The sequence below is a fragment of the Methylobacterium sp. 2A genome (assembly GCF_009806555.1).
In the GTDB taxonomy this organism is placed as follows: domain Bacteria; phylum Pseudomonadota; class Alphaproteobacteria; order Rhizobiales; family Beijerinckiaceae; genus Methylobacterium.
Map to the genome: position 1 here is coordinate 19,316 of NZ_VUOK01000046.1, position 22,238 is coordinate 41,553.

Sequence of the window (22,238 nt, forward strand, 5' to 3'; positions counted from 1 at the left end):
ACCGTGCCTTTTCCGCACCGATCGGCACCCCATCTCGAAGGGATGTTTACCATCCGCGCCGCCCGCGCCAGCCTCTGCGACCTGCCCGGGATCGAAACCCCGCGCCTGTCGATCGCGGCTTTGCGGCCCGAGGATGCGGATGCCCTGCGCCGGCTCACGGACGATCCCGCCATCACCGCCGCGGTGGATTTCCTGCCCGCGCGGTTCACCCTGCAGGACGCCGAGGATCTGATTCTCAGCGGGCGGCGGGGGCAGGACCGGTTTCTCGGCGCCTGGCGGCGCGAAGCCGGCGCCGCGGACCCATCCGCCGGGTCCGCAGGCCGTGAACTCATCGGCGTCGTGGGCACGCATCTGCGCGGCGCGGGCACGATCGAGATCGGCTACTGGATCGGCGGCGCCGCGCGCGGGCGCGGATTCGCGTTCGAGGCGGTCTCGGCGATCATCGGCCTTCTCGCCAAGCGCTTCCCGAGCCGAACCATCGTGGCGGAGTGCCGGCCCGCCAACGTCGCGTCATGGGAGCTTCTGAGGAAGCTCGGCTTCCGCGACACGGGCGAGGAAGGACATCGGCCGGGCCGGCGGCTGCTCCGGCGCAGCTAGACCCATCTTCCGACCGGAGACGCTCAGCCCGCGCGCTCGTCGCTCAGGCGGCGACGGCGGTCTCGGCTACCGGCGCTTCGACGGCTTTGCGCTGCTTCTTCTTCCGCCGCTTGCCGATCGTCATGGGCGGCTCGTCGGAGGGTATACGCTCGGCGAGCGCGAATCGGTGCAGCGCATCGAGGGTCTGTGCGTCCTGAGACCGGGCCTCGATCAACGCGTAGAAGGCCGCGCGCACGATATCCTTCTTCGACGCCTCGGGATGGCTCGCGCGGACAGCCGCACGCAACGCCTTCGGCGTCATGCCCGGCGCTGCCAAGCTCCACAGAGCTGCCGACAAGGCTTCCATCGAAGTCATTCCCTAATCCCCGATCCGGCTGGAGCCGGCCCGGACCGAGATCTACATGACGCAGCCGTGACGTTTCAAGAGAAAATCTGTTTACATTAGCCGGATGTCAAGATCAGATCTTGAAAACGAAGATCCTCCTTCAGCATCAATACTCGCAAAGCGCATACATACGCGCAGCATAATTCTGGCCATGGAATGCGTCTGAGCTTCACCGGCGACAAATAAAAAAGCCCCCGGCTCGCGCCGAGGGCTTCGTGCGGCCGCCTCAGCGGCCGGGATGGGACAGACTCAGAAGGTGATGCCGGTCTCGACCATGTAGCGGTCCTGCGAGGTCCGGTTGCCCGTCCGGCCGAAGCCGGTACCGGGCGTGAACAGGCCCGCGTCGTCGATGCTGGCCTTGGTGATCCCGCCGAGTTCGACGTGGGCGTACTCCACCCGGAAGAAGAAGCGGTCGAAGGTGAAGGTCGGCGTCACGGTCACCGAGAACGCGTTGCTGCCGGCGCCGAAGCCGAGCAGGTTCGTTGTCCCGGAGCCGCGGACGCCCGTCTGCTCCGTGTACTCGATGCGGCCGGCCAGCGAGAAATTGTCGGTGAACGAATAGGCCGCCAGCAGAGCGCCGCTATAGGTCGAGGCGGAGGTGTAGATCCCGACCCGCGGGTCCCGCTCGACATTCGTGAACTGGAAGTACGGCGACACGATCCACGGACCGTTCGCGTAGGTGTAGTTGATGTCGAAGATGCCGCTATTCTGCTGCAGGTAGGGCGTCGCGAACTGGTAGCGCGGGCTGCGGACCAGCGCGTTGGTCCGGCCGAGGTTCAGGCCGCCGTTGACGCCGATCGTGTTGTAGTCGTCCAGCTTGTAGGCGACGTTACCGGTGAACCACGTGATCTCGTTGGAGAAGAACCCGTCCGTGCCGGCGAGCGACACCGAGAGCGGGCCGCTGCTGTAGTTGACCTGCACGCCCTGGTTGATGAAGTTCTCCTGCACGAACAGCAGGCCGCGGTTGATGTTCAGGTTCTGATAGGTGAACAGCAGCTCGGTGCCGATCAGGGTGAACATCCGGCCGCCCTGGACCGACCACTCGTCATTGATCTGGATCTTGCCATAGGCGACCGGGACCGGGCCGAACAGCAGATCGGTCTGCGTGAAGGTCGCGAGGGTCGGGAAACCGAGCTGCGGGACCGAGTAGCCGCCCGCCTGCACGTAGAACTGGAACCCGCCCTCGGGCTTCTGGATGACGCCCTGGATGTTCGAGAAGTCGAACCGCGCCGCCCGATCCCGGTCGTTCGGCGCTGCCGGCGTCGAGAACGAGGCGAAGGGATTCGTCTGCGTGTAGCCGTAGCCGGTGATGGCACCGCCGACATAGAGGTCGCCGAGCGGGCCGGCGGCGAAGCAGGTCGGGGTCGGGTTGGCCTTGATCACGCCGCCATAGGTCGGGCCCAGCAGCGTTGCCTTGCAGGGCTCGGCCGGGGGTGCGACGGGGGCGGGGGCGGGCGCCGCCAGATCGGCCGCCAGGATGCTGGTCGAGGACAGCAGGACAGCAGCAAAGCCGGCCAGGGTGGATCGCGTCAGCATGGAATCGCAGCTCGTTGGTGTTCGCCTACGGTCAAGCTGACACCGACGCGCCCGTGGTACAAAATCAAACATATGGCAATTGCATAGTTTTTGGGCATTTTCACATCGGCGCGATCAGTCACCGCTCAAATGTGTCTTTGCGGCAACAAGAGCTACCCGGGCAACGCTTTCTACTTCCCGTTGATTTAAATCGGTCGTTCGCCGATCGGCCTAAGCTGCCGAGTCAGGTGTTGGGACCGATCGGATCGCAGCGAAATCCTCCGACGTCATGCCGGGCGAGGCGCTCCGCGAGGGCCGGCAGAACCACGAGGGCCTCCTCGGCGAGGCGCCAGGGCGGATTGACGACGACCAGCCCGCTGCCGGTCAACCGGGTCGGATCGTCGGGTCGATCGATCAGCAGGTCGAGGCGCAAAGCCGGGCGGGGCAGAGCGCCGTGGAGATCCCGAATCATGCGATCGAGGGCGGCCGCATCCTTGATCGGGTACCACGCGAGAAATACGCCGGTCGGCCATTTCGTCACGGCCCGGACCAAGTGGGCGCCGATCCGCTCGATCTCGCCGGGCACCTCGTAGGGCGGGTCGATCAGCACGAGGCCGCGCCGCTCGGGGGGCGGGATCTGAGCGTTGACCGCGGTCCAGCCGTCGAGGCTCATGACCTTCGTGCGCGAATCACGCGCGTAGCGCGCCCGCAGGGTGGCGGCATCCGCCGGGTGCAGTTCGACGAAGACGCCCTTGTCGCCGGGCCTCAGGGCTTCACGGATCACGGCGGGCGAGCCGGGATAGGCGGTGGCGCCGTACCGCGCCTGCACCGCCGCCACCGCGTCCCGGTAGGGGGCGAGCAGCGCCTCGACATCCGGCGCAAAGGGGGCCTCCATCCGGCCCCAGCCGTCCCGCCATTCGCCAGTACGGGACGCCTCGTCGGCCGCGAGATCGTAGACTCCGAGGCCCGCGAAGGCGTCGAGCGCCCGGAACGGCTTCTCCTTGAGCCGCAGATGATCGAGCACCCGTGCGAGTATGAGGTGCTTGAGCACGTCGGCGTGGTTGCCGGCGTGGAAGGCGTGCCGATAATTCATGCGAGCGCGGTGAAGCGGATCCGGCGGCCCGGGTCCAGCGCCTGGGCCTGAAAAACTCAGCGCGCGGCGTCGAGGGTGATCTCCGGCGCCCGGCAATTGCCGCGGGCGACCTCCGGACAGGGCGTGAAACCCTTCAGGTCCTTTCCGAAGCAGATCCGGACTTCCTGCAACTGCCCCCGGGTGCAGGTGACCGCCATCATGTCGGGGCGCAGGCCGCGATTGGCGGCCACGAACTGCCGGGCGATCTCGATCGGCGCCAGGGTCTGCGGCGGGCCGCCGCCCTTGAGGGTATCCGGGATCGTCACAGCCAGCCGGGCATCCCGCGCCGCCGCGAAATAGGCCGCCGGATCGAGCCCAGAGCAGGTGCCGTGCTTGCGCCATTCGTGGCGGGCCAGCCCTTCGCTCGGATAGACCTGACCAGCCACCTCGATCGCCTGCCGGGTCGGCGCGCGTTCCACGGCGGAGCAGTTCTCGGGATAGCCCCGGCTGTATTGCGGCCACAGACCGTGGACGACGAATCCGAGCCCGCGGCCCGGCGCGCATTGGACGTCATCCCGGCGCTCGCCCGCGCCAGCGCAGTAGGTCGGCGACCACGACAGAGCCAGCACGTAGAAGTCGAATTCGCCCGGCGTGCTTCGGCGGGCGAAGCCGCCGTAATCCTGGGCGGCGGCCGGGCCGGCGAGCAGCAGGGCGGCGAGGCAGGCGGCCCCAGCGCGCATCGTCAGGCTCGCACCGTCAGGGGCGCGCCATCCGGCAGGCGGTGGCGTAGGCGTAGGCCAGTTCGCGGTCCAGCCCGTGGACGCAGAACTCGACACCCCAGGTCGCGCCGATGATGCCGAGGCTCTCGCGGACCGAGTAGTCGACCTTGCGGCGCACGCCATCGGAGGTCGTGACGGTCGCGGTGCAGAAGCGGCGCGGGTAGGTGTCGAGCCCCCAGGGGCGCCACGCGGTGCGCTCGATCGTGTCGAAGGACAGGATCGTCATCGACGAATTCCAGAACTTCGCCTCCTTCTCGGCGAAGTTGGTCGAGACCCGCTCCAGCACCGACGGGTCCTGGCAGCCGGGGATCTGCGCGTCGAAGGGGAATTCCCGCTCCTCGGCCGGCTCGATATCCTCGCGCGCCGAGCGGGCCAGAGCCGGCTGTGCCAGGGCGATGAGAGCCAGCCCGAGGGCGAGGCCGTGACGGATCGAACGCATGGCGCGGGCCTCGGGGGATGTAGGGTCCTGCATCCCGGGACGATGACCCGGCTGCGCCGTCAGTCAAGCTCCGGCAGCGATTCGGCGGTGGTTTAATATCCCGTGCGGCGCGGCCGCTACAGTGGTCCACCGGTCGTGCTGACGGCCTGAGTACCGGCAGTAACAGCGTGATTTTGCCTCAGTAGATCGGCCCGGTACCGGGTGACGGCGCGCCGAGCTGGAGCGGCTCGTCGTAGCCCTCTGTGGCTTCCGCGGGAGCGGCCGTCGCGACGTGCGGCGCAGGCCGCACCGGCGGCGCCGAGGTGTAGGCCGTGGCCGCGGGCGGGCGCGCCGGGGCGCGGGCGACCTGCGTCGGGCTCGCCGCCTTCGACATCGGCGCGACGCCGTAGGGATCGTCCTCCTCGATCTCCACCGGGGCCTGCGGGGCGGCGGGCTGGCGCGGCGGCGGCACCGGGCGCGACAGCGGCCGCTCGACGCCGGCGCCGAGCTGCGGCGTGAACTTGATCAGCGGCTGGCAGATCCGCCTCAGCCCCCGCGGGTCATGCCGGGCGAGGTCCACGTGGATGTGGTCGTAGTGGAATACGTTCGAGCCGGGCGCCAGCACCGTGGTGAAGCGCTGGCAGGCCCCCAGAAAAATCTCGCGCAGAAAACCCTGCTCGGCCTCCGTGCCGCGCCAGCCGCCCTTCACGGTGATCACGTGCCCGTCGGCGAGCTTCACCGACATCAGGTCGACCGCATTGCCGAAGCCGTGCTCGGAAAGCTTGGCGCCGGGCTGGTTGTTGCGGCCGCGGCAGGAATAGGAGCCCGCGTTGATCTCCACCACCGGCACGCCGAAATAGAGGTTGGCGGCGGGCTGGATCGTGTCGGCGAGCCATGCCTCGGCCTCGGCCAGAGCCGGACAGCCGAGGGTCATCCGCTGCTTCAGCACGACGGAGCCGCCGCCGAGCCGCGTCACCCGGAAGGGCTGCTGCATGCCGCACGGACCCGGACCATCCATCGCCGCCACCGGCGTGACGAATTCGGTGGGTTCCACCAGCTTCTTGGCCAGGCAGACCTGCTCCGCCTGATCGCGCCACGGTTCGCGTCGCTCGAAATGGTTGATCGAGCACGCGGTGAGCCCCGCGCCGAACAGCGCCAGGGCCGATAACAGGGATACGCCACGCCACATGACCCGGACGATGCGCACTTTCCCGTAAAGCGTTCGTATACGCCGTTTCCCGAATGCCGCGCCCTGTGGCTCTGTTGACAGAGGCCCCCTCCGGAGCACTGAATACAAAATGCTCTCGCTCCTCGACCTCCGCGCCCGCATCGACGCGGGCACCCTGACGCCCGCGGGCGCGATCGACCTCTGCCGGGCGGCGATCGCCGCCCGGGAGCCGGAACTGCACGCCTTCGTCACCCTCGACGCGGCGCCCGCGATCCCGGAGACGGGGCCGCTCGCCGGGATCGCGGTGGGCGTGAAGGACATCATCGACAGCGCCGGCCTGCCGACCCAGATGGGCTCGTCGATCTACCAGGGCTGGCACCCGCGGGGAGATGCGGCCGTGGTGGCGCGGCTGAAGGGCCTCGGCGCGGTGGCGCTCGCCAAGACCACCACCACGGCCTTCGCCAGCAGCGATCCGACCGCGACGGTCAACCCGCGCGATCCCGGCCACACGCCCGGCGGCTCGTCTGCGGGATCGGCCGCCGCGGTCGGGGCCGGGATGTTGCCGCTGGCGCTGGGCACGCAGACGGCCGGCTCGGTGATCCGGCCCGCGAGCTATTGCGGCTGCGCGGCGGTGAAGCCGTCCTTCCGGCTGATCCCGACCGTCGGCGTGAAGACCTATTCCTGGGCGCTCGACACGGTCGGCCTGTTCGCCGCCGGGGTCGCGGACGTCGCCCACGCCCTGGCGCTGGTGACCGGCCGGCCGCAGATCGCGGGGGCGGAGACGGGATCGGCGCCCCGCATCGGCCTCGTCCGGCAGGATTTCGCCGAAGCGCCCGAGCCGGAGGCCGAGGCCGCGCTGGCGCGCGCCCGGCAGGCGGCCGAACGCGCCGGCGCTCAGGTCACCGACCTCGCGCTGCCGCCCGCATTGGCCGAAGCCTGGGAGCGCCACCGCATCATCCAGAACTACGAGGGCCGGTTGGCGCTCGCCTGGGAGTACGACACGCAGGCCGAATCCCTGCCGCCCCTCGTCCGGGCGCATCTCGATGCGGGCGCGGCGATCGCACCGGCCGCGTATGACGATGCCCGCCGCCACGCCCACCGGGCCCGCCGGGTGCTGAAGGACCTGTTCGCCGATTACGACGCGATCCTGACGTTTTCCGCGCCGGGGCCGGCGCCCGCGACGCTCGCCTCGACGGGCGATCCGCGCTTCAACCAGCTCTGGACGCTGATGGGCGTGCCCTGCGTGAACGTGCCGGTGCCTGGCGACCAGCTCCCGATCGGCGTCCAGGTGATCGGCCGCTTCGGCGACGACGGACGGGCACTGGCGGTCGCCGGGCTGATCGAGGACGCGCTCCGCTAGCGCGACCAAATCACGGGTTCCCAAAGGGCGAGCCCTTTGGCGGGGTGTCGGGGCGGAGCCCGACATCGGTCGAAGACCGACAATCGGGCTTCGCCCGAGCCCCGCAGGGTTCCACCCTGCACCCGCGAAAGGTCCCGGACCTTTCGAAACCGGGACCTTACGTGCTCGGCTGCTCGTGGAGGGTGTCCTCGACGTAGAGCTGTTCCAGCAGGACCTTGATCACCGCCATGAGCGGCAGCGCCAGCGCGATGCCCCAGAGGCCGAAGATCACGCCGAGGATCAGCTGGCCCGCGAAGATCGTGGCCGGGGGGATGTCGAGGGCGCGCTTCTGGATGAAGGGCGTCAGGCCGTAGCTCTCCAGGCATTGCACGCCGAGGTAGACGCCCACCGCGCCGATCACCGCCTTGGTGCCGGAGGCGAGGGCGGCCAGCACGATCACGAGCCCCGCCACGAGGGGGCCGACCGTCGGCACGAAGGCGAGCAGGCCCGCCTGGAGCCCCAGGATCAGCGCGCCGCCGATCCCGAGGAAGGCCAGCCCCGCCCAGGTGCACAGAAAGATCACCGTCATGATGATCAGCTGGCCGAACAGCCAGTGCCGCAGGGTCTCGCCCGCCCCGTCGAGGACCTGCGACGCCCGCCACCGCTTCTGCGGCGGCACGAAGCGGACGACGCCGTCCCGGTAGGCCTTCGGGTCGGCCGCGAAGGCGAGCCCCAGGAAAGCGATCACCAGCAGGTTGCCCAACGCGTCGAACAACCCGAGGATCACGGCGGCGGCCGGCCCCAGCACGCTGCCGGCATCCGAGACGATCGAGCCGCTGCCCTTCAGGAGGCCGTTGGCGAGGCCGCCGAGCCCGCCCTCGCGCTGCCCGGATTCCGTCGAGCCGTCCTTGCCGCCGGCCTGCGGCGCGAAGCTCGGCACGTCGATGCCACGCTCGGAGAGCCACCCCGTCACCGTGCCGGCCTGATCCTTGATCGTGGTGCCGAGGTCGCGCCCCTGCTGCACGATCGTGGCGCCGCCGTAGCTGCCGAAGCCGATCGCCGCGACCGCCACCGCGAGGCTGGCGATGGTCAGCCGGAGGGGCCGGGGCAGGGGCAGGACATGGCCGATCCCGCGCGTCAGCCCGTCCAGGAAGACGCCGAGCAGCACGCCGGCGAAGATCAGGAGCAGCGTGCCCACCGACATCCAGGCCAGCGCCAGCGCCGCCGCGAAGCAGACGACCGCGATGCCCGAGGCGGCCAGCGGCGCCGCGCCGCGCCATGGCCCGACCGGGCCTTCGAACTCTTGCAGCTTCCTGTCCAACATCATCGCTCCCGCACCGCGGCCCCACGAACGCCGCGGTTCCACCCGGGTCAAGTGCGCCCGGCGCGGGATGTGCGGGGGGTCGCCAACCATTTCGGCGTGGAACACCGCCCTCAACGCAACCCGAGTGGGACCGGAGAGCCTCTCGCGCGTTGGTTGCGGCTGTCCGGCCGATCGAGGCGCCGGCCCCTCCAGGAGATACGCGATGCGCGACCCTTACGGCGAGACGCCGGTCCGTTTCCTCGGCCCCGGCCACACGGTCGATTCCGCCGATCAGCTCAGCAGCGTGGTCCTGATGGGCATCGCCATCGCGGGCGGCGCGCTCGCGGTGTTGCTCAACGCAATCTTGTAGGCGGGCTCAGCCCCAGCGGCCGGCCGCGGCGTCGTCCTGCGCGGTCGCCTCGACCCAGGCGCCGACGGTGCCGTCGGCGAGGTGTTCGCGCTTCCAGAACGGCGCCCGGGTCTTGAGGTAGTCCATCAGGAAGCTCGCCGCCTCGAAGGCGGCGACCCGGTGGCTCGACGCCGTGATCACCAGCACGATACCGTCGCCGGGGCGCACAAGACCGAAGCGGTGGATCACCCGCACGGCCTGGAGCGGCCAGCGCGCCGCCGCCTCTTCGGCGACCCGGGACAGCTCCGACTCGGCCATGCCGGGGTAATGTTCGAGTTCCAGGGCCGCCAGTCGCCCGTCCTCGTCCCGGCACAGGCCCGAGAAGGTGACGACGGCGCCGGCCCGGCCGCCGAGATCGGCGGTGATGCGGGCGATCTCGGCCGCGGTGTCGAAGGGCTCGGCCTGGATGGCGATGCTCGGGGCGGGCGCGCTCATGCTCCGGTCCATAGAGGGCGCGGCCGACGCAGGCCAGACCCCCGGTCCACCAGACCTCCGGCACGCCAGACCTCCAGCACGCCAGACCTCCAGCCTGTCACACCGGCTCATGCCTCTATATGACACACTCTGCCGCGCCCCGCCGGCCCCGGGCCGCGTTGCCATAGACCGGCGGTGGAGAAGGATATCCGCGTGACCCCCGACCTGATCCTGCCCTACGACGGCGTCCAGCCCGATTTCGCGAGCCGGCCGGTCTGGTGCGGACGCGGCAGCACGGTGATCGGCGCGGCCCGCATCGGCGTCCAGGCCTGGATCGGCGACGACGCCGTCATCCGCGCGGACGGGCAGAGCGTCATCCTGGGCGACCGGTTCTGGCTCGGGCCACGCTCCACCGTCCACATCGCCACGCTGGCGCGGGGCACGCAGGTCGGCGACCGGGTGACCGTCGGACGCAACAGCGTCGTGCATGCCTGCACAGTCGGCTCGGATGTCGTGATCGAAGACGACGTGGTGATTCTCGACGGGGCGGAGATCGGCGACGGCGCCGTGATCGAGGCGGGCTCCACCGTCTTCCCGCGGGCGCAGCTGCCCGGCGGCCACGCCTATGCCGGAAGCCCGGCGCGGCCGAAGCAGCCGGTGAATGCCGACGACGTCGCCGAGCGCGCCGAGCGCCTGCGCGAGCGGATGGGCGAGGGGCCGACTCCTTCGGCCGGAGAGCCGCCCGAGGTCGAGGCCAGCGTGTTCGTGGCCCGCACCGCGACCGTGCGCGGGCGGGTGAGCCTGGGCGCCGGTTCGAGCGTGCTGTTCTGCTGCGATCTCAACGCCGAGGCCGGGCCGATCGTGATCGGCGCCGACACCAACATCCAGGACAACACCGTGATCCGCACCCGCGGCGAGGGCGTGGTGATCGGGCGCGACACGACGATCGCCCACAACGTGCGGATCGCCGACAGCCGGATCGGCGCCCGCTCGCTCATCGGGATCGGCGCGGCGATCGCCCCCGGCACCCTGATCGCCGACGACGTGATGCTGGCGGCCGGCGCCACCACGGATCCCGGGCAGATTCTCGAAGCCGGCTATCTCTGGGGCGGCCGCCCGGCGCGGATCCTCGCGCCCCTCGACGCCGAGAAGCGCGCCACGATGATCCGCATCGTCGAGGGCTATTGCCGGCACGGACGCGAGTACCGCGCGGCGCAGGAGGCGCTGGGGTAGGTGGCCGCCCTCAGCGTTCACGATCGTGGATCGACGGGCTCCAAGAACCAATCATAGGCATCGACGTTCAGCGGCGCACGGATTTTCGAAGCGAGCGCGCGAACCGCGGACAGGCTGAGCGGATAGGATCCGAGAGCCTCCCGGTCCGTATCGGGCACCTCGGCAAGGATCCTCACTTTCTCGAAGAGAGAAGCCGGAACATCGTGCTCGATGGCGAGCCGTTCCGTCGCCTTGTCGTATCCAGCTACGATATGCCCGATGGTCATGGCTCTACGCGCCTCGTGCTGTCCGCTCGCGACACTTGCTCACCGGTGGCAGCGTCGAACCCACCGATATGGCTACCGCGGGCATCATATTTCTCGACGTGCCCGTGCTGGTAGTCCCATTCATAGATTGCGCCGCTCGCGTCCTTCCACCGCATCCGTAAGCCGCCCCCGGGCCGGGGCGTCTTGGGCCGCACCCGCATCGCGGCCGGAAAGCCCGGCAGGGTCCGCGGTGGCGGCACCATCGTGTCGCACCAAGCCCCGTCGATCGGCGCCGGCCCGCGTCGCCCCTCTCAATGCTGCAGGATCTTCGACAGGAAGGTCTGCGCGCGCTCGGACCGGGGGCTTCCGAAGAACTCCTCCTTCTTCGCGTCTTCGACGATCTCGCCGCGATCCATGAAGATCACCCGGTCGGCGACCTTGCGGGCGAAGCCCATCTCGTGGGTCACGACCATCATGGTCATGCCCTCCTTGGCGAGTTCCACCATCACGTCGAGCACCTCGCCGACCATCTCGGGGTCGAGGGCCGAGGTCGGCTCGTCGAACAGCATCACCACCGGGTTCATGGCGAGGGCCCGGGCGATCGCCACGCGCTGCTGCTGGCCGCCCGAGAGCTGGCCCGGGAACTTGGTGGCGTGGGCGCCGAGACCGACCCGGGCGAGCAGGTCGAGCCCGCGCTTCTTCGCGTCCTCGGCGCCGCGGCCGAGCACCTTGCGCTGGGCGATGGTCAGGTTGTCGGTAATCGACAGGTGCGGAAAAAGCTCGAAGTGCTGGAACACCATGCCGACCCGCGAGCGGAGCTTGGGCAGGTTGGTCCCCTTGTCGGCGACCTTGGTGCCCGCCACCGTGATCTGGCCCTTCTGGAACGGCTCCAGGGCGTTGACGCACTTGATCAGGGTCGACTTGCCCGAGCCCGAGGGGCCGCAGACCACCACGACCTCACCCTTGGCGACCTTGGTGGTGCAGTTCGTCAGCACCTGGAAGTCGCCGTACCATTTGCTGATGTTGTCGATGGCAATCATCGTCTCGCCGGGCGCCGCGACGGGCGCGCCTGAGACGAGGTGGCCGGGCTGGAGGCCCGCATCCGCCGGCGCATAGGCCGCCTCGGCGGCGGGCTCGGTGGCGTGCGGGGCCGGCATCGGGGACGAGGTCATACGCGGTCTCCAGTGTCGGTCAGCGGATGATGGCCACGCGGCGCTGCAGGCGGCGCACCAGGAACGAGGCCGAGAAGCAGATCACGAAATAGACGACCGCCGCGAAGATATACATCTCGACGAGGCGCCCGTCGCGCTGGGCCACCTTCGAGGCGGCGCCCATGAAGTCGGTGAGCGAGAGCACGTAGACCAGCGAGGTGTCCTGGAACAGCACGATCGTCTGGGTCAGCAGCAGCGGCAGCATGTTGCGGAAGGCCTGGGGCAGGACGACGTTGCCCATGGTCTGCCAGTAATTCATGCCCAAAGCCTGCGCGGCGGCCGTCTGCCCCTTGGGGATCGACTGGATGCCGGCCCGCATGATCTCCGAGAAATAGGCCGCCTCGAAGGCCATGAAGGTGATCAGGGCCGACGGGAAGGCGCCGACCTGGATCGGCGTGGACGAGCCGGTCACGTAGGCGCCGATATACGGCACGAGGAAGTAGAACCAGAAGATCACCAGCACCAGCGGCAGCGAGCGGCACAGCTCGACATAACCCTTGGCGACCTGGGTGAGGCCCGGCACGCCCGAGAGACGCGCCATCGCCAGCAGCGTGCCGATGATCACGCCGCCCAAGGCCGCCATGGCGGTGAGCGTCACGGTGAAGACCATGCCCTGCCCGAACAGGTAGGGCAGGGAAGAGACGATGACGGAGAAGTCGAAGTTCGAAAGCATCGGCGCCTGTTCGCGGTGGCCGTCGGGCGGGTGTCGGGGGCGGGTGATCCTCAGCGCTGGCCGGGGATCGCCACCGCCTTCTCCAGGAAGGTCGCCGCCGTGACGACCACGAGGTTGATGATCACGTAGAGGATCGTGGCGGCCGTGAACGCCTCGAACACCTGGAAGGAGAATTCCTGCATCGAGCGCGCCCGGGCGGTCAGCTCCAGCAGGCCGATGGTCAGAGCCACGGACGTGTTCTTCAGGTTGTTGAGGAATTCCGAGGTCATCGGCGGCAGGATGATCCGATAGGCGTTCGGCAGCAGCACGTAGCGGTAGGTCTGGTAAGTGGTGAAGCCCATCGCGGTGCCGGCCATGCGCTGGCCCCGGGGCAATGACTGGATGCCGGCACGGACCTGCTCGGCCACGCGCGAGGCGGTGAAGAAGCCGAGGCACACCACCGCCGTGTAGAACGGCGCGTCGGGCAATTGCTTGATCGCATCGCCGAGCCGGGTCGGCACGACCTCCGGCAGCACGAAGTACCAGAGGAACATCTGCACCAGCAGCGGCACGTTGCGGAACAGCTCGACATAGGCCGTGCCGATCGCGTTCGCGGGCTTCGACGGCAGGGTGCGCAGCACGCCGATCAGCGAGCCTAAGAAGAATGCGATGATCCAGGAGCAGAGCGCGGTGGCGATCGTCCACATGAGCCCGGAGAGCAGCATGTCGAGATAGGTGCCGTTGCCCTCCGGCGAGGCGTCGAAGAAGATCCGCCAGTTCCAGTTGTAGTTCATCGCGCTGCTTCTGACATGAAACGTGTGAGCCCGGTGCGTCCCGATCACACCCTCATCCTGAGGTGCTGCGCAGCAGCCTCGAAGGAGGGCTCCAGATGTCTCCGCGATCCCTGGAGGTCTCCTTCGAGGCCTCCGCTGCGCTTCGGCACCTCAGGATGAGGGTGGGGATGGGGGCGCGGTCGACGATGGACCGTGCGTGACGCACCGCAGGGCCTTGCCCGCGGTGCGCCTCATCGTGTTGGCCCGATCTCAGTAGGCTGCCGGATCCGGGCTCGCGATCGGATGGGCGAACTGCTTCTTCATCTCCGCGCTCATCGGCAGGTTGAGGTTGATATTGCGCGGCGGGATCGCCTGGGTGAACCACTTGTCGTAGAGCGCCTTGCCCTCGGCGCTCGTGTAGAGCTTGGCGGTGGCGTCGTCCGCGACCTTCTTGAACTCCGTGTCGTCCTTGCGCAGCATGATGCCGTAGGGCTCGGGCTTCGACAGGGCCTCGGTGGAGATCTCGTAGGCCGAGGGATCCTTCGAGGAGGCGGCCAGCGAGGCGAGCAGCACGTCATCCATCACGAAGGCGGCGGCGCGGCCGGTCTCGACCATCAGGAACGCCTCGGCGTGGTCCTTGGCCGGCAGGATCGTCAGGCCGAGCTTGCGCTCCGTGTTGGCCTCGTTGATCTGCCGGATGTTCGTGGTGCCCGAGGTCGACACGACGGTCTTGCCCTTCAGGTCGTCGATCGTGTGCAGGTTGGCCGACTTCTTCGAGACGTAGCGGGTCGCGGTCAGGAAGTGTGAGTTGGTGAACCACACCTGCTTCTCGCGGTCGGCGTTGTTGGTCGTCGAGCCGCATTCGAGGTCGATCGTGCCGTTCGCCATCAGCGGAATGCGCGTGGCGGAGGTGACCGGGTTGAGCTTCACCTGCAGGTTCGGAAGGTTGAGCTTGGCCTTCACGGCGTCGGCGATCTTGTAGCAGATGTCCAGCGCGTACCCGATCGGCTTCTCGTCGCCGCCGAGATACGAGAACGGCACGGAGGCGTCGCGGTAGCCGATGACGATGGCGTTGGCGTCCTTCACCTTCTTGAGGGTGCCGGTCAGCTCCTGAGCCCGAAGGCTCAGCGGGGCGAGGGCGAGGGTCAGGCCCAGCGCCGCGGCGACGCCGCGGCGGGCGATATCAAACTGCATCGGTACGGAACTCCTGAATCGGGCCGAACAGTGTCGGCTGGCGGCTGGACCTGCGGGCCCGCCCGCTCGGGCGACGCCTTTGCAATGATGGTGCCGGGAGGCGGATCGCGGTGCCGCGCGCGGACGCGGCCAAAGACCGACAGGGCGCAGCCAAGCTTGTGACGTCGCCCGAAGACGCGATCCCTGTCCCCCGCATGGCCTCCTCCGTGACGTCGAGCCAATCTGCCGCTCGCGCCAGCGGCATCATGCACACTTCTTAGGCGCACGCACGGGGTCCTGGGGACGGATCCGCCATCAAGGCTGACGAATTCACCGCGTCCCAAACGAGGACGCCGCCCCGCCGGGTGATGCGGAGCGGCGTCGGACGGTGTGACGGGACGGGCGACCCGCCGCGATTTACTTCGTCAGCTCATTCCCGGCGTAGTCGATCTTGCCGTCGGCACCCTTCTTCCACTCGTACATCACGTAATCGGGCCGGGTGATGTCGCCCTTCTTGTCGTAGGCGATCGGCCCGACCACCGTGTCCACCGGTTTGCCCTGGTGCAGCCAGTCGGCGAGCTTCTTGCCGTCGCTGGAGCCGGTCTCGGCCATGGCCTTGGCCAGAACCTGAACGGCCGCGTAGGAGTACAGGGTGTAACCCTCGGGATCGATATTCTTGGCCTTGAAGGCGGCGAGCGCCGCCTTGGCGTTCGGGTTCTTGCGCGCGTCCGGCGGGAAGGTGGTCAGCGTGCCCTCAGCGGCCGGGCCGGCAATCGCCACGAGCTCACGGTCGACCATGCCGTCGCCGCCCATCATCGGGGCTTTCAGGCCCTGGTCCCGCATCTGGCGCAGGATCAGGCCGGCCTCGGTGTAGTAGCCGCCGTAATAGACGACATCGACGTTAGCGGATTTCAGCTTGGACACGAGGGCGGAATAGTCCTTCTCACCCGGGTTGATGCCCTCGAACATCACGTCCTTGCCGCCCTTGGCCTTCAGCGCCTTCAGGGTCTCGTCGGCCAGACCCTTGCCGTAGGGGGTCTTGTCGTGGACGAAGGCGATCTTCTTGCCCTTGAAGTGGTCGGCGAGGTAGGCGCCCGCCACCGCGCCCTGCTGGTCGTCGCGGCCGCAGGTGCGGAAGGTGTTCCACATGCCGCGCTCGGTGAACTTCACGTTCGTGGAGGCGGGGGTGACCTGGATGATGCCGGCGTCGAGATAGACATCGGAGGCCGGGATCGACACGCCCGAGTTGTAGTCGCCGACCACCATCTTCACGCCGTCGCTGGCGAACTTGTTGGCCACCGAGACGCCCTGCTTCGGATCGGAGGCGTCGTCGCCGACCGTCACGGTCAGCGTCGTGCCCTTGAGGGTGCCGGCCTTGTTGAGGTCCTCCACCGCCTGGCTCGCGCCGTTCTTGAGTTGCGCGCCGATGGCGGCGCTGTTGCCGGTGATCGGCGCGGCGATACCGAGCTTGACCTCGGCGGCCTGTGCCCCGGCCATCATGGCGCCGAGGGCGAGCCCGGCCAGCAGAATCGATCTCATCAGCGTTCTTCCCCTATGGTCAGGACCGCACGTGCGGATCCGGCCGCACTCATCGGACCCCGCCCGCTTCCGGCGCCCGTTCGCGCCATGTCAGCGGGGAGGTCTTCTCGTAGAGCCAGCGATACTGGCTCGTCATCTGGCGCGTCCGCGTATAGCGGAAGCCCGCCGCGCCGATAATCATGACCACGACGGCATCGACCACGTAATAGTGCAGCGACAGCAGCGTGCCTGAAAACAGGGCATAGTGGATGAAGCGCACGGCAGCGGCCACGAGGAGCAGCGCCAGCGCGCATTGCCAGAACGGCCGCCAGCCCCGGGCGATGCCGCGCGCGGCCATCCAGCCGGCCCAGCCGCCCATCACCACGGTGACGAGCAGGAACAGCCAGGCCGAATCCTCCTCGAAGAGAAGCCCCTGCAGCATGCTCATGCCCCGACCGGGCCGGCATGGCCCCCCTCCAGATAGGCGGCCTGGACGTTCGGATCGTCGAGCAGCGCACGGCCCGTGCCGCTCATCGTCACCCGGCCGTTGACCAGCACGTAGCCGCGATGGGCGAGCTTCAGGGCGTGGTAGGCGTTCTGCTCGACGAGGAAGATCGTCATGCCGTCGGTCCGGTTCAGCTCCCGGATCGCGTCGAAGATGCCCTTCACCACGAGCGGCGCGAGGCCGAGCGACGGCTCGTCCAGCAGCAGCAGGCGCGGGCGGCTCATCAGCGCCCGGGCGATCGCCAGCATCTGCTGCTCGCCCCCCGACATGGTGCCGGCGCGCTGGTTCAGGCGCTCCTTCACACGGGGGAACAGGGCGCAGACCTTCTCCAGATCCTCGGCGAAGAAGCGCCCGTCATGGAGCGCCGCGCCCATCTGGAGGTTCTCGTAGACGCTCATCCGCGGGAAGACCCGGCGGCCCTCCGGCGACTGGGCGATGCCCAGCCGGGCGATGGCGTGGGTCGGCAGCCGGGTGATGTCGCGCCCGTCATAGGTGATGGTCCCCGACCGCGCCTGGGGGCTGCCGAAGATCGTCATCATCAGGGTCGACTTGCCGGCGCCGTTGGCGCCGATCAGCGTGACGATCTCGCCCTCGGCGACATCCAGATCGACGCCCCGCAGGGCGGCGATGCTGCCGTAATAGGTCGAGACGTCCCGCAGCGCGAGGAGCGGCGGCCGCTGCCCCGCCTGGATCGCCCGCGTTTCCTCGACCAGGACGTTGATGCCGGCGACGCTCATGCCGGAGCTCCCGTATGGGCGTCGTCGCCGTGCGGCACGCTGATCCCGACCTCGGCCTCCACGGCCTCCACCTCCTCGTCCTCGACGCCGAGATAGGCGGCGATCACCCTGGGATCCGAGCGGACCTCGGCGGGCGTACCGTCGGCAATCTTCTGGCCGTAGTCGAGCACCACCACGTGATCGGAGATCTCCATCACCACCGACATGTCGTGCTCGATCAGCAGCACCGAGGTGTCGTGCTCGTCGCGGATGTGGCGCAGGAGACCGTTCAGCTCGGCCGATTCCCGCGGGTTGAGGCCGGCCGCCGGCTCGTCGAGGCAGAGCAGGACCGGATCGGTGCACATCGCCCGGGCGATCTCCAGGCGGCGCTGGGCGCCGTACGGCAGGGCGCCGGCCGGATCGTCGGCGCGCTTCATCAGGTCGATGCGCGTCAGCCACGCCTTGGCGCGCTCGATCGCGGCGTCCTGCGCATCGCGAAAACCCTTGAGCCCGAGCAGGCCGAGGATCGTGTAGCCGGAGGCGCGCATCAGCGGCTTGTGCTGGGCGACCAGCAGATTCTCCAGCACCGTCATGCCCTGGAACAGGCGGATGTTCTGGAAGGTGCGCGCCACCCGGGCGGTGCGGTTGACCTCGTGGTTCGGCAGCCGCTCCAAGAGGTGCGTCGTGCCGTCCGCATGCGCCAGGGTCAGCATGCCCTCCGTCGGCTTGTAGAAGCCGGTGATGCAGTTGAACACCGTGGTCTTGCCGGCCCCGTTCGGGCCGATCAGCGCGGTGATGTCGCCGCGCCTTGCCTGGAAGGACAGGTCGGAGACGGCCACGAGGCCGCCGAACCGCATGGTCAGGTGCTCGACGGTGAGCACCGGCGGGGTCGCGGTCGCCCGGGTGTCGGGATGCGTGGCCATCAGCCGTGCCCCTCGCTGACATGGGCGCCCGAGACGGCGCGGCGCTCGCCGAGCGAGACCGAGGGCAGCCGCACCGAGATCAGCCCGCGCGGGCGCCAGACCATCATGGCCACCATGGCGAGGCCGAACAGGAGCAGGCGGTACTCGTTGGGGTCGAAGCCCTCGCCGAACACGGCCTTCAGGAAGCCGAGGTTCCTCAGCATCTCCGGGCCGCCGACCATCGCCACCGCGGCGATCGCGACGCCGACCTGGCTGCCCATGCCGCCCAGCACCACGATCGCCAGGATGATGGCGCTCTCCAGGAAGTTGAAGCTCTCCGGGCTGATGAAGCCCTGGCGCACCGCGAAGAAAGAGCCGGCGAAGCCGCCGAAGGCCGCGCCCAGCGCGAAGGCAGTGAGCTTCGTCGCCGTCGTGTTGATGCCGAGCGAGCGGCAGGCGATCTCGTCCTCGCGCAGGGCCTCCCAGGCGCGGCCGATCGGCAGGCGGCGCAGGCGCAGGGTGACGAAGTTGGTGATCAGGGCGAGCGCCAGGATCAGGTAATAGAGAAACACCAGCCGGTGCATCGAATCGTACGGGATGCCGAAGGTCGCGGCGAACCCGTTGTCGCCCGCCGTGAACGGGATGCCGAAGAAGGTCGCCCGCGGGATCGACGAGATGCCGGCGCCGCCGCCGGTCACGTCGGTCCAGTTGATCAGGACGAGGCGGATGATCTCGCCGAAGGCCAGCGTCACGATGGCGAGGTAGTCGCCGCGCAGGCGCAGCACGGGGAAGCCGAGGATCATGCCCCACAGGCCGGCGAACAGCCCGGCGAGCGGCAGGCAGACCCAGAACGACAGGCCGAAGGTGGTCGAGAGCAGCGCGTAGGAATAGGCACCGACCGCGTAGAAGGCGACGTAGCCGAGGTCGAGGAGGCCGGCGAGGCCGACCACGATGTTCAGGCCCCAACCCAGCATCACGTAGGTCAGGATCAGGATGCCGAGATCGATCCAGTAGCGCGCCGAGGACAGGCCGCCGGTGGCGAGCGCCGCGATCATCGGCAGGGTCAGGGCCACCGCGATGAACAGGGAGAGCCCGACCTTCGAGGTCTTCTGCCCGGCATCGGGCTCGCCATGGACCGCCTCGGTCGCCTGGGCCGGGGAGGGGGTGAGCGCCCGGCGCGCGTCCCGGCGCAGCAGCACCAGACGCTGGACGATGCGGGCGACGAAGATCGCCGCGCAGAGCGCCGCCACCAGACCCCAGCGCGGGACGAGGACCAGCTCGGTCCCCGGCCCGGGATCGGTGCGGTAGGCGATGATCGGCACGCACAGGCCGAAGGTGACGAGGGCGTAGAGGGCGGCGTCGCGCAGGATGCCGGCCATCGCGTTGCCCGGGAGCGCGGTCTGGGAGGCGGCCATCAGACTTTCTCGACCTCGGGCCGGCCCAGGATGCCCGAAGGCATGAAGATCAGCACGATCGCCAGGATCGAGAAGGCGGCGACGTCCTTGTACTCGATCGAGAAGTAGGCCGACCAGAAGGTCTCGATCAGCCCGATGATCAGGCCGCCGAGCACAGCCCCCGGCAGGGAGCCGATGCCGCCGAGCACCGCCGCCGTGAACGCCTTCACGCCGGGAACGAATCCGTCCGAGAACGACACGACGCCGTAATACATGAGGTAGAGGACGCCCGCGACCGCCGCCAGGGCGGCGCCGAGCACGAAGGTCAGCGAGATCGTCCGGTCGACGTCGATCCCGAGGAGCGCCGCCATCTTGCGGTCCTGCTCGCAGGCGCGCTGGGCCCGGCCGAAGGGCGTGCGCTGCACGAGGTACCAGAAGCCGGTGAGCAGCACGGCGGTCACCGCCATGATCAGCACCTGCTTCCAGGCCAGGAACACCGCGTAGCCGTCACGCTCGAACAGGGTGATGCCGCCCGAGAACATCGGCGGAGTCGGCTTGTTGCGCGCGCCCTGCACCACCTGCACGAAGTTCGACAGGAAGATCGAGACGCCGATCGCCGAGATCAGCGGCGCCAGCCGGAACGAGCCGCGCAAGGGCCGGTAGGCCACGCGCTCGATCGCCCAGCCCCACAGGGCGGTGAGCGCCATGGCGACCACCAGCACGACCAGGAAGGCCAGCGCGATCGAGCTGATGCCGAGCCAGACCGTCAGCAGCAGGAAGGTGATCAAAGCGATGAAACAGGAGACCATGAAAACGTCGCCATGGGCGAAGTTCACCATGCCGATGATGCCGAACACCATCGTGTAGCCGATGGCGATCAGGCCGTAGATCGAGCCGAGCGTCAGCCCGTTGATAAGCTGCTGTACGAAGACGTCCATGTATTCTCGCGCGCCGGGGATCCGTGCCGCCTACGGAGACCGCAGACAGCTTGGCAGGGCAAGTCCCGTACCGCAGCCGTAGCACGCCGGCCACAGGTTTCATCCACGCCCGAGCGTCGCGCGAAAACAGTCGAAGACGCTAGTAATGGCCGGTACCCGGGCTTGCGCATGGCGCGGTTCGTGCTTCACGTTAACGAATTGTAATGCTCACTCATCCCGGCACAGGCGAGGAGCCGTCCCATGACAGGTTCACGACTCACGACGATGATCTTCGTCGGCATGCTCCTTGGGATCGCGGTGGGCTATGCCTGCAGCATCACCTGGCCGGATCCGCAGACCGCCAAGGAGATCGCCGGCTACATCGCGCTGATTTCCGACGTGTTCCTGCGGCTGATCAAGATGATCATCGCCCCGCTCGTCTTCTCGACCCTCGTGGTGGGCATCGCGCATCTCGGCGACACGGCCGCGGTGGGCCGGGTCGGCGGCAAGGCGCTGCTCTGGTTCGTCGGCGCCTCGTTCTGCTCGCTGATGCTGGGGCTGGTCCTGGTGAACCTCATGCAGCCGGGTGTGAACCTCAACCTGCCGCTGCCCGATGTCGGTGCCGGTACGGGCCTGAAGACCGCCTCGCTCTCGCTCAAGGAGTTCGTCACCCACCTCGTGCCCAAGAGCGCCGTGGAGGCGATGGCCAACAACGAGATCCTGCAGATCGTGGTGTTCTCGATCTTCTTCGGCGTGGCGCTCGCCGCCCTCGGCGAGAAGGGGCACTTCCTGGCCAAGGGCATCGAGGGCGTGGCCGACGTCATGCTGAAGGTGACGGGCTACGTCATGATGTTCGCCCCCGTGGCGGTGTTCGCCGCCATCGCGGCGACGATCACCACGCAGGGCATCGGCGTGCTGATCACCTACGGCAAGTTCCTGATCGAGTTCTATATCGGCCTCGCGGTGCTCTGGGCGCTGCTGATGGGCGTCGGCTTCCTGATGCTCGGGGGCGGCGGCATCATGCGGCTGATCAACCTGATCAAGGAGCCCTTCGTGCTCGCCTTCTCGACCGCGTCGAGCGAGGCGGCCTACCCGAAGATGCTGACGAACCTCGAACAGTTCGGCGTGCCCAACCGCATCACCTCCTTCGTGCTGCCGATGGGCTACTCGTTCAACCTCGACGGCTCGATGATGTACTGCACCTTCGCGGTGATGTTCATCGCCCAGGCCTACAACATCCCGCTGACCTGGGGTCAGCAGCTCACCATGCTGTTCCTGCTGATGGTGACCTCGAAGGGCATGGCGGGCGTGCCCCGCGCCTCGCTGGTGGTGATCTCGGCGACGCTGACGCAGTTCAACATCCCGGAGGCGGGGCTGCTGCTGATCATCGGCATCGACCAGTTCCTCGACATGGGCCGCTCGGCCACCAACGTCCTGGGCAACAGCGTCGCCACGGTGGCGGTGGCCAAGTGGGAGGGCCAGCTCACCGCCAGCGACCAGCGGCTGGATCATATCGGGACCGTGGTCTCGCCGGCAGAGTAGGAATCGATATCCCTGGAGGCCGGTTTCGCAGCACCGGCCTCCAGGGATATCCGGCGCG

Annotated in this window: 24 protein-coding genes; 5 read left to right on the forward strand and 19 right to left on the reverse strand. The window is 68.6% G+C overall.

Features of this window, described 5'->3' with window-relative positions:
• The first annotated feature begins 42 nt into the window (after window positions 1–42).
• On the forward strand, window positions 43–597 hold the full coding sequence (locus FVE89_RS20970; RefSeq protein ID WP_160536215.1) for a GNAT family N-acetyltransferase: 555 nt from the start codon (window positions 43–45) through the stop codon (window positions 595–597).
• A gap of 43 nt (window positions 598–640) precedes the next feature.
• On the opposite strand, the gene FVE89_RS20975 is transcribed toward FVE89_RS20970, so the two are convergent.
• The 6 genes from FVE89_RS20975 to FVE89_RS21000 form a co-directional block, all read right to left on the reverse strand.
• A complete protein-coding gene (locus FVE89_RS20975) occupies window positions 641–898 on the reverse strand; it encodes a hypothetical protein (RefSeq protein WP_246731077.1) in 258 nt (85 codons plus the stop codon).
• A gap of 333 nt (window positions 899–1,231) precedes the next feature.
• Entirely contained in the window at window positions 1,232–2,518 is a 1,287-nt protein-coding gene (locus tag FVE89_RS20980) for an outer membrane beta-barrel protein (protein ID WP_160536217.1), read from the reverse strand.
• 223 nt (window positions 2,519–2,741) lie between these two features.
• Complete coding sequence (rlmJ, locus tag FVE89_RS20985) at window positions 2,742–3,590, reverse strand: 23S rRNA (adenine(2030)-N(6))-methyltransferase RlmJ (RefSeq protein WP_160536218.1); 849 nt, start codon at window positions 3,588–3,590, stop codon at window positions 2,742–2,744.
• A gap of 56 nt (window positions 3,591–3,646) precedes the next feature.
• The gene (locus tag FVE89_RS20990; RefSeq protein WP_160536219.1) at window positions 3,647–4,309 is read right to left on the reverse strand and encodes a ribonuclease T2; all 663 of its coding nucleotides are present in this window, start codon (window positions 4,307–4,309) and stop codon (window positions 3,647–3,649) included.
• A gap of 16 nt (window positions 4,310–4,325) precedes the next feature.
• Window positions 4,326–4,787, reverse strand: a complete 462-nt coding sequence (locus tag FVE89_RS20995) for a hypothetical protein (protein WP_160536220.1) — start codon at window positions 4,785–4,787, stop codon at window positions 4,326–4,328.
• A gap of 178 nt (window positions 4,788–4,965) precedes the next feature.
• A complete protein-coding gene (locus tag FVE89_RS21000; RefSeq protein ID WP_160536271.1) occupies window positions 4,966–5,955 on the reverse strand; it encodes an extensin family protein in 990 nt (329 codons plus the stop codon).
• A gap of 109 nt (window positions 5,956–6,064) precedes the next feature.
• Here FVE89_RS21000 and FVE89_RS21005 point away from each other — a divergent pair, with 109 nt between their 5' ends.
• The gene (locus FVE89_RS21005) at window positions 6,065–7,294 is read left to right on the forward strand and encodes an amidase (RefSeq protein ID WP_160536221.1); all 1,230 of its coding nucleotides are present in this window, start codon (window positions 6,065–6,067) and stop codon (window positions 7,292–7,294) included.
• Window positions 7,295–7,451: 157 nt separating this feature from the next.
• On the opposite strand, the gene FVE89_RS21010 is transcribed toward FVE89_RS21005, so the two are convergent.
• Window positions 7,452–8,597, reverse strand: coding sequence for an AI-2E family transporter (locus tag FVE89_RS21010; protein WP_160536222.1), 1,146 nt, complete (start codon window positions 8,595–8,597; stop codon window positions 7,452–7,454).
• A 202-nt stretch (window positions 8,598–8,799) separates the two neighbouring features.
• On the opposite strand from FVE89_RS21010, the gene FVE89_RS30625 reads away from it, so the two are divergent.
• The gene (locus FVE89_RS30625) at window positions 8,800–8,946 is read left to right on the forward strand and encodes a hypothetical protein (protein WP_202130968.1); all 147 of its coding nucleotides are present in this window, start codon (window positions 8,800–8,802) and stop codon (window positions 8,944–8,946) included.
• A 6-nt stretch (window positions 8,947–8,952) separates the two neighbouring features.
• On the opposite strand, the gene FVE89_RS21015 is transcribed toward FVE89_RS30625, so the two are convergent.
• On the reverse strand, window positions 8,953–9,420 hold the full coding sequence (locus FVE89_RS21015) for a molybdenum cofactor biosynthesis protein MoaE (protein WP_160536223.1): 468 nt from the start codon (window positions 9,418–9,420) through the stop codon (window positions 8,953–8,955).
• Between the two features lie 192 nt (window positions 9,421–9,612).
• Between FVE89_RS21015 and FVE89_RS21020 the strand changes: the two genes are divergently transcribed.
• Complete coding sequence (locus tag FVE89_RS21020; RefSeq protein WP_160536224.1) at window positions 9,613–10,632, forward strand: gamma carbonic anhydrase family protein; 1,020 nt, start codon at window positions 9,613–9,615, stop codon at window positions 10,630–10,632.
• A 17-nt stretch (window positions 10,633–10,649) separates the two neighbouring features.
• Here FVE89_RS21020 and FVE89_RS21025 read toward each other — a convergent pair whose 3' ends face one another.
• From FVE89_RS21025 to FVE89_RS21080, 11 genes are all read right to left on the reverse strand, one after another.
• The gene (locus FVE89_RS21025) at window positions 10,650–10,898 is read right to left on the reverse strand and encodes a hypothetical protein (protein ID WP_160536225.1); all 249 of its coding nucleotides are present in this window, start codon (window positions 10,896–10,898) and stop codon (window positions 10,650–10,652) included.
• 290 nt (window positions 10,899–11,188) lie between these two features.
• Window positions 11,189–11,917, reverse strand: coding sequence for an amino acid ABC transporter ATP-binding protein (locus FVE89_RS21035; RefSeq protein WP_160536272.1), 729 nt, complete (start codon window positions 11,915–11,917; stop codon window positions 11,189–11,191).
• Window positions 11,918–12,068: 151 nt separating this feature from the next.
• Window positions 12,069–12,761 (reverse strand): ABC transporter permease subunit, encoded by a 693-nt coding sequence (locus FVE89_RS21040; protein WP_160536227.1) that lies wholly within the window; start codon window positions 12,759–12,761, stop codon window positions 12,069–12,071.
• A 50-nt stretch (window positions 12,762–12,811) separates the two neighbouring features.
• Window positions 12,812–13,534: an amino acid ABC transporter permease gene (locus FVE89_RS21045; protein WP_160536228.1), complete on the reverse strand. Its 723-nt coding sequence runs from the start codon at window positions 13,532–13,534 to the stop codon at window positions 12,812–12,814.
• Between the two features lie 249 nt (window positions 13,535–13,783).
• The gene (locus tag FVE89_RS21050) at window positions 13,784–14,707 is read right to left on the reverse strand and encodes an amino acid ABC transporter substrate-binding protein (protein ID WP_160536229.1); all 924 of its coding nucleotides are present in this window, start codon (window positions 14,705–14,707) and stop codon (window positions 13,784–13,786) included.
• Between the two features lie 396 nt (window positions 14,708–15,103).
• Window positions 15,104–16,225, reverse strand: coding sequence for a branched-chain amino acid ABC transporter substrate-binding protein (locus FVE89_RS21055; RefSeq protein ID WP_160536230.1), 1,122 nt, complete (start codon window positions 16,223–16,225; stop codon window positions 15,104–15,106).
• Between the two features lie 49 nt (window positions 16,226–16,274).
• The gene (locus FVE89_RS21060; RefSeq protein WP_160536273.1) at window positions 16,275–16,643 is read right to left on the reverse strand and encodes a DUF6867 family protein; all 369 of its coding nucleotides are present in this window, start codon (window positions 16,641–16,643) and stop codon (window positions 16,275–16,277) included.
• Between the two features lie 5 nt (window positions 16,644–16,648).
• The gene (locus tag FVE89_RS21065; protein WP_160536231.1) at window positions 16,649–17,446 is read right to left on the reverse strand and encodes an ABC transporter ATP-binding protein; all 798 of its coding nucleotides are present in this window, start codon (window positions 17,444–17,446) and stop codon (window positions 16,649–16,651) included.
• Window positions 17,443–18,348 carry an ABC transporter ATP-binding protein gene (locus tag FVE89_RS21070; RefSeq protein ID WP_160536232.1) on the reverse strand — a complete coding sequence of 302 codons (906 nt, stop codon included), beginning with the start codon at window positions 18,346–18,348 and terminating at the stop codon, window positions 17,443–17,445. The genes FVE89_RS21065 and FVE89_RS21070 overlap by 4 nt, the downstream gene beginning before the upstream one ends.
• Window positions 18,348–19,742 (reverse strand): high-affinity branched-chain amino acid ABC transporter permease LivM, encoded by a 1,395-nt coding sequence (livM, locus tag FVE89_RS21075; protein ID WP_160536233.1) that lies wholly within the window; start codon window positions 19,740–19,742, stop codon window positions 18,348–18,350. The genes FVE89_RS21070 and livM overlap by 1 nt, the downstream gene beginning before the upstream one ends.
• Window positions 19,742–20,659 (reverse strand): branched-chain amino acid ABC transporter permease LivH, encoded by a 918-nt coding sequence (locus FVE89_RS21080; protein ID WP_160536234.1) that lies wholly within the window; start codon window positions 20,657–20,659, stop codon window positions 19,742–19,744. Before FVE89_RS21080 ends, livM begins: the two co-directional genes overlap by 1 nt.
• Before the next feature lie 240 nt (window positions 20,660–20,899).
• Between FVE89_RS21080 and FVE89_RS21085 the strand changes: the two genes are divergently transcribed.
• On the forward strand, window positions 20,900–22,180 hold the full coding sequence (locus FVE89_RS21085) for a dicarboxylate/amino acid:cation symporter (protein WP_160536235.1): 1,281 nt from the start codon (window positions 20,900–20,902) through the stop codon (window positions 22,178–22,180).
• The last annotated feature ends 58 nt before the right edge of the window (window positions 22,181–22,238 follow it).

Coding starts and splice junctions, on each gene's coding strand:
- FVE89_RS20970 (WP_160536215.1), top strand. CDS start 43: ATGTTTACCATCCGCGCCGCCCGCGCCAGCCTCTGCGACCTGCCCGGG.
- FVE89_RS20975 (WP_246731077.1), bottom strand. CDS start 898: ATGACGCCGAAGGCGTTGCGTGCGGCTGTCCGCGCGAGCCATCCCGAG.
- FVE89_RS20980 (WP_160536217.1), bottom strand. CDS start 2,518: ATGCTGACGCGATCCACCCTGGCCGGCTTTGCTGCTGTCCTGCTGTCC.
- rlmJ (WP_160536218.1), bottom strand. CDS start 3,590: ATGAATTATCGGCACGCCTTCCACGCCGGCAACCACGCCGACGTGCTC.
- FVE89_RS20990 (WP_160536219.1), bottom strand. CDS start 4,309: ATGCGCGCTGGGGCCGCCTGCCTCGCCGCCCTGCTGCTCGCCGGCCCG.
- FVE89_RS20995 (WP_160536220.1), bottom strand. CDS start 4,787: ATGCGTTCGATCCGTCACGGCCTCGCCCTCGGGCTGGCTCTCATCGCC.
- FVE89_RS21000 (WP_160536271.1), bottom strand. CDS start 5,955: ATGTGGCGTGGCGTATCCCTGTTATCGGCCCTGGCGCTGTTCGGCGCG.
- FVE89_RS21005 (WP_160536221.1), top strand. CDS start 6,065: ATGCTCTCGCTCCTCGACCTCCGCGCCCGCATCGACGCGGGCACCCTG.
- FVE89_RS21010 (WP_160536222.1), bottom strand. CDS start 8,597: ATGTTGGACAGGAAGCTGCAAGAGTTCGAAGGCCCGGTCGGGCCATGG.
- FVE89_RS30625 (WP_202130968.1), top strand. CDS start 8,800: ATGCGCGACCCTTACGGCGAGACGCCGGTCCGTTTCCTCGGCCCCGGC.
- FVE89_RS21015 (WP_160536223.1), bottom strand. CDS start 9,420: ATGAGCGCGCCCGCCCCGAGCATCGCCATCCAGGCCGAGCCCTTCGAC.
- FVE89_RS21025 (WP_160536225.1), bottom strand. CDS start 10,898: ATGACCATCGGGCATATCGTAGCTGGATACGACAAGGCGACGGAACGG.
- FVE89_RS21035 (WP_160536272.1), bottom strand. CDS start 11,917: ATGATTGCCATCGACAACATCAGCAAATGGTACGGCGACTTCCAGGTG.
- FVE89_RS21040 (WP_160536227.1), bottom strand. CDS start 12,761: ATGCTTTCGAACTTCGACTTCTCCGTCATCGTCTCTTCCCTGCCCTAC.
- FVE89_RS21045 (WP_160536228.1), bottom strand. CDS start 13,534: ATGAACTACAACTGGAACTGGCGGATCTTCTTCGACGCCTCGCCGGAG.
- FVE89_RS21050 (WP_160536229.1), bottom strand. CDS start 14,707: ATGCAGTTTGATATCGCCCGCCGCGGCGTCGCCGCGGCGCTGGGCCTG.
- FVE89_RS21055 (WP_160536230.1), bottom strand. CDS start 16,225: ATGAGATCGATTCTGCTGGCCGGGCTCGCCCTCGGCGCCATGATGGCC.
- FVE89_RS21065 (WP_160536231.1), bottom strand. CDS start 17,446: ATGAGCGTCGCCGGCATCAACGTCCTGGTCGAGGAAACGCGGGCGATC.
- FVE89_RS21070 (WP_160536232.1), bottom strand. CDS start 18,348: ATGGCCACGCATCCCGACACCCGGGCGACCGCGACCCCGCCGGTGCTC.
- livM (WP_160536233.1), bottom strand. CDS start 19,742: ATGGCCGCCTCCCAGACCGCGCTCCCGGGCAACGCGATGGCCGGCATC.
- FVE89_RS21080 (WP_160536234.1), bottom strand. CDS start 20,659: ATGGACGTCTTCGTACAGCAGCTTATCAACGGGCTGACGCTCGGCTCG.
- FVE89_RS21085 (WP_160536235.1), top strand. CDS start 20,900: ATGACAGGTTCACGACTCACGACGATGATCTTCGTCGGCATGCTCCTT.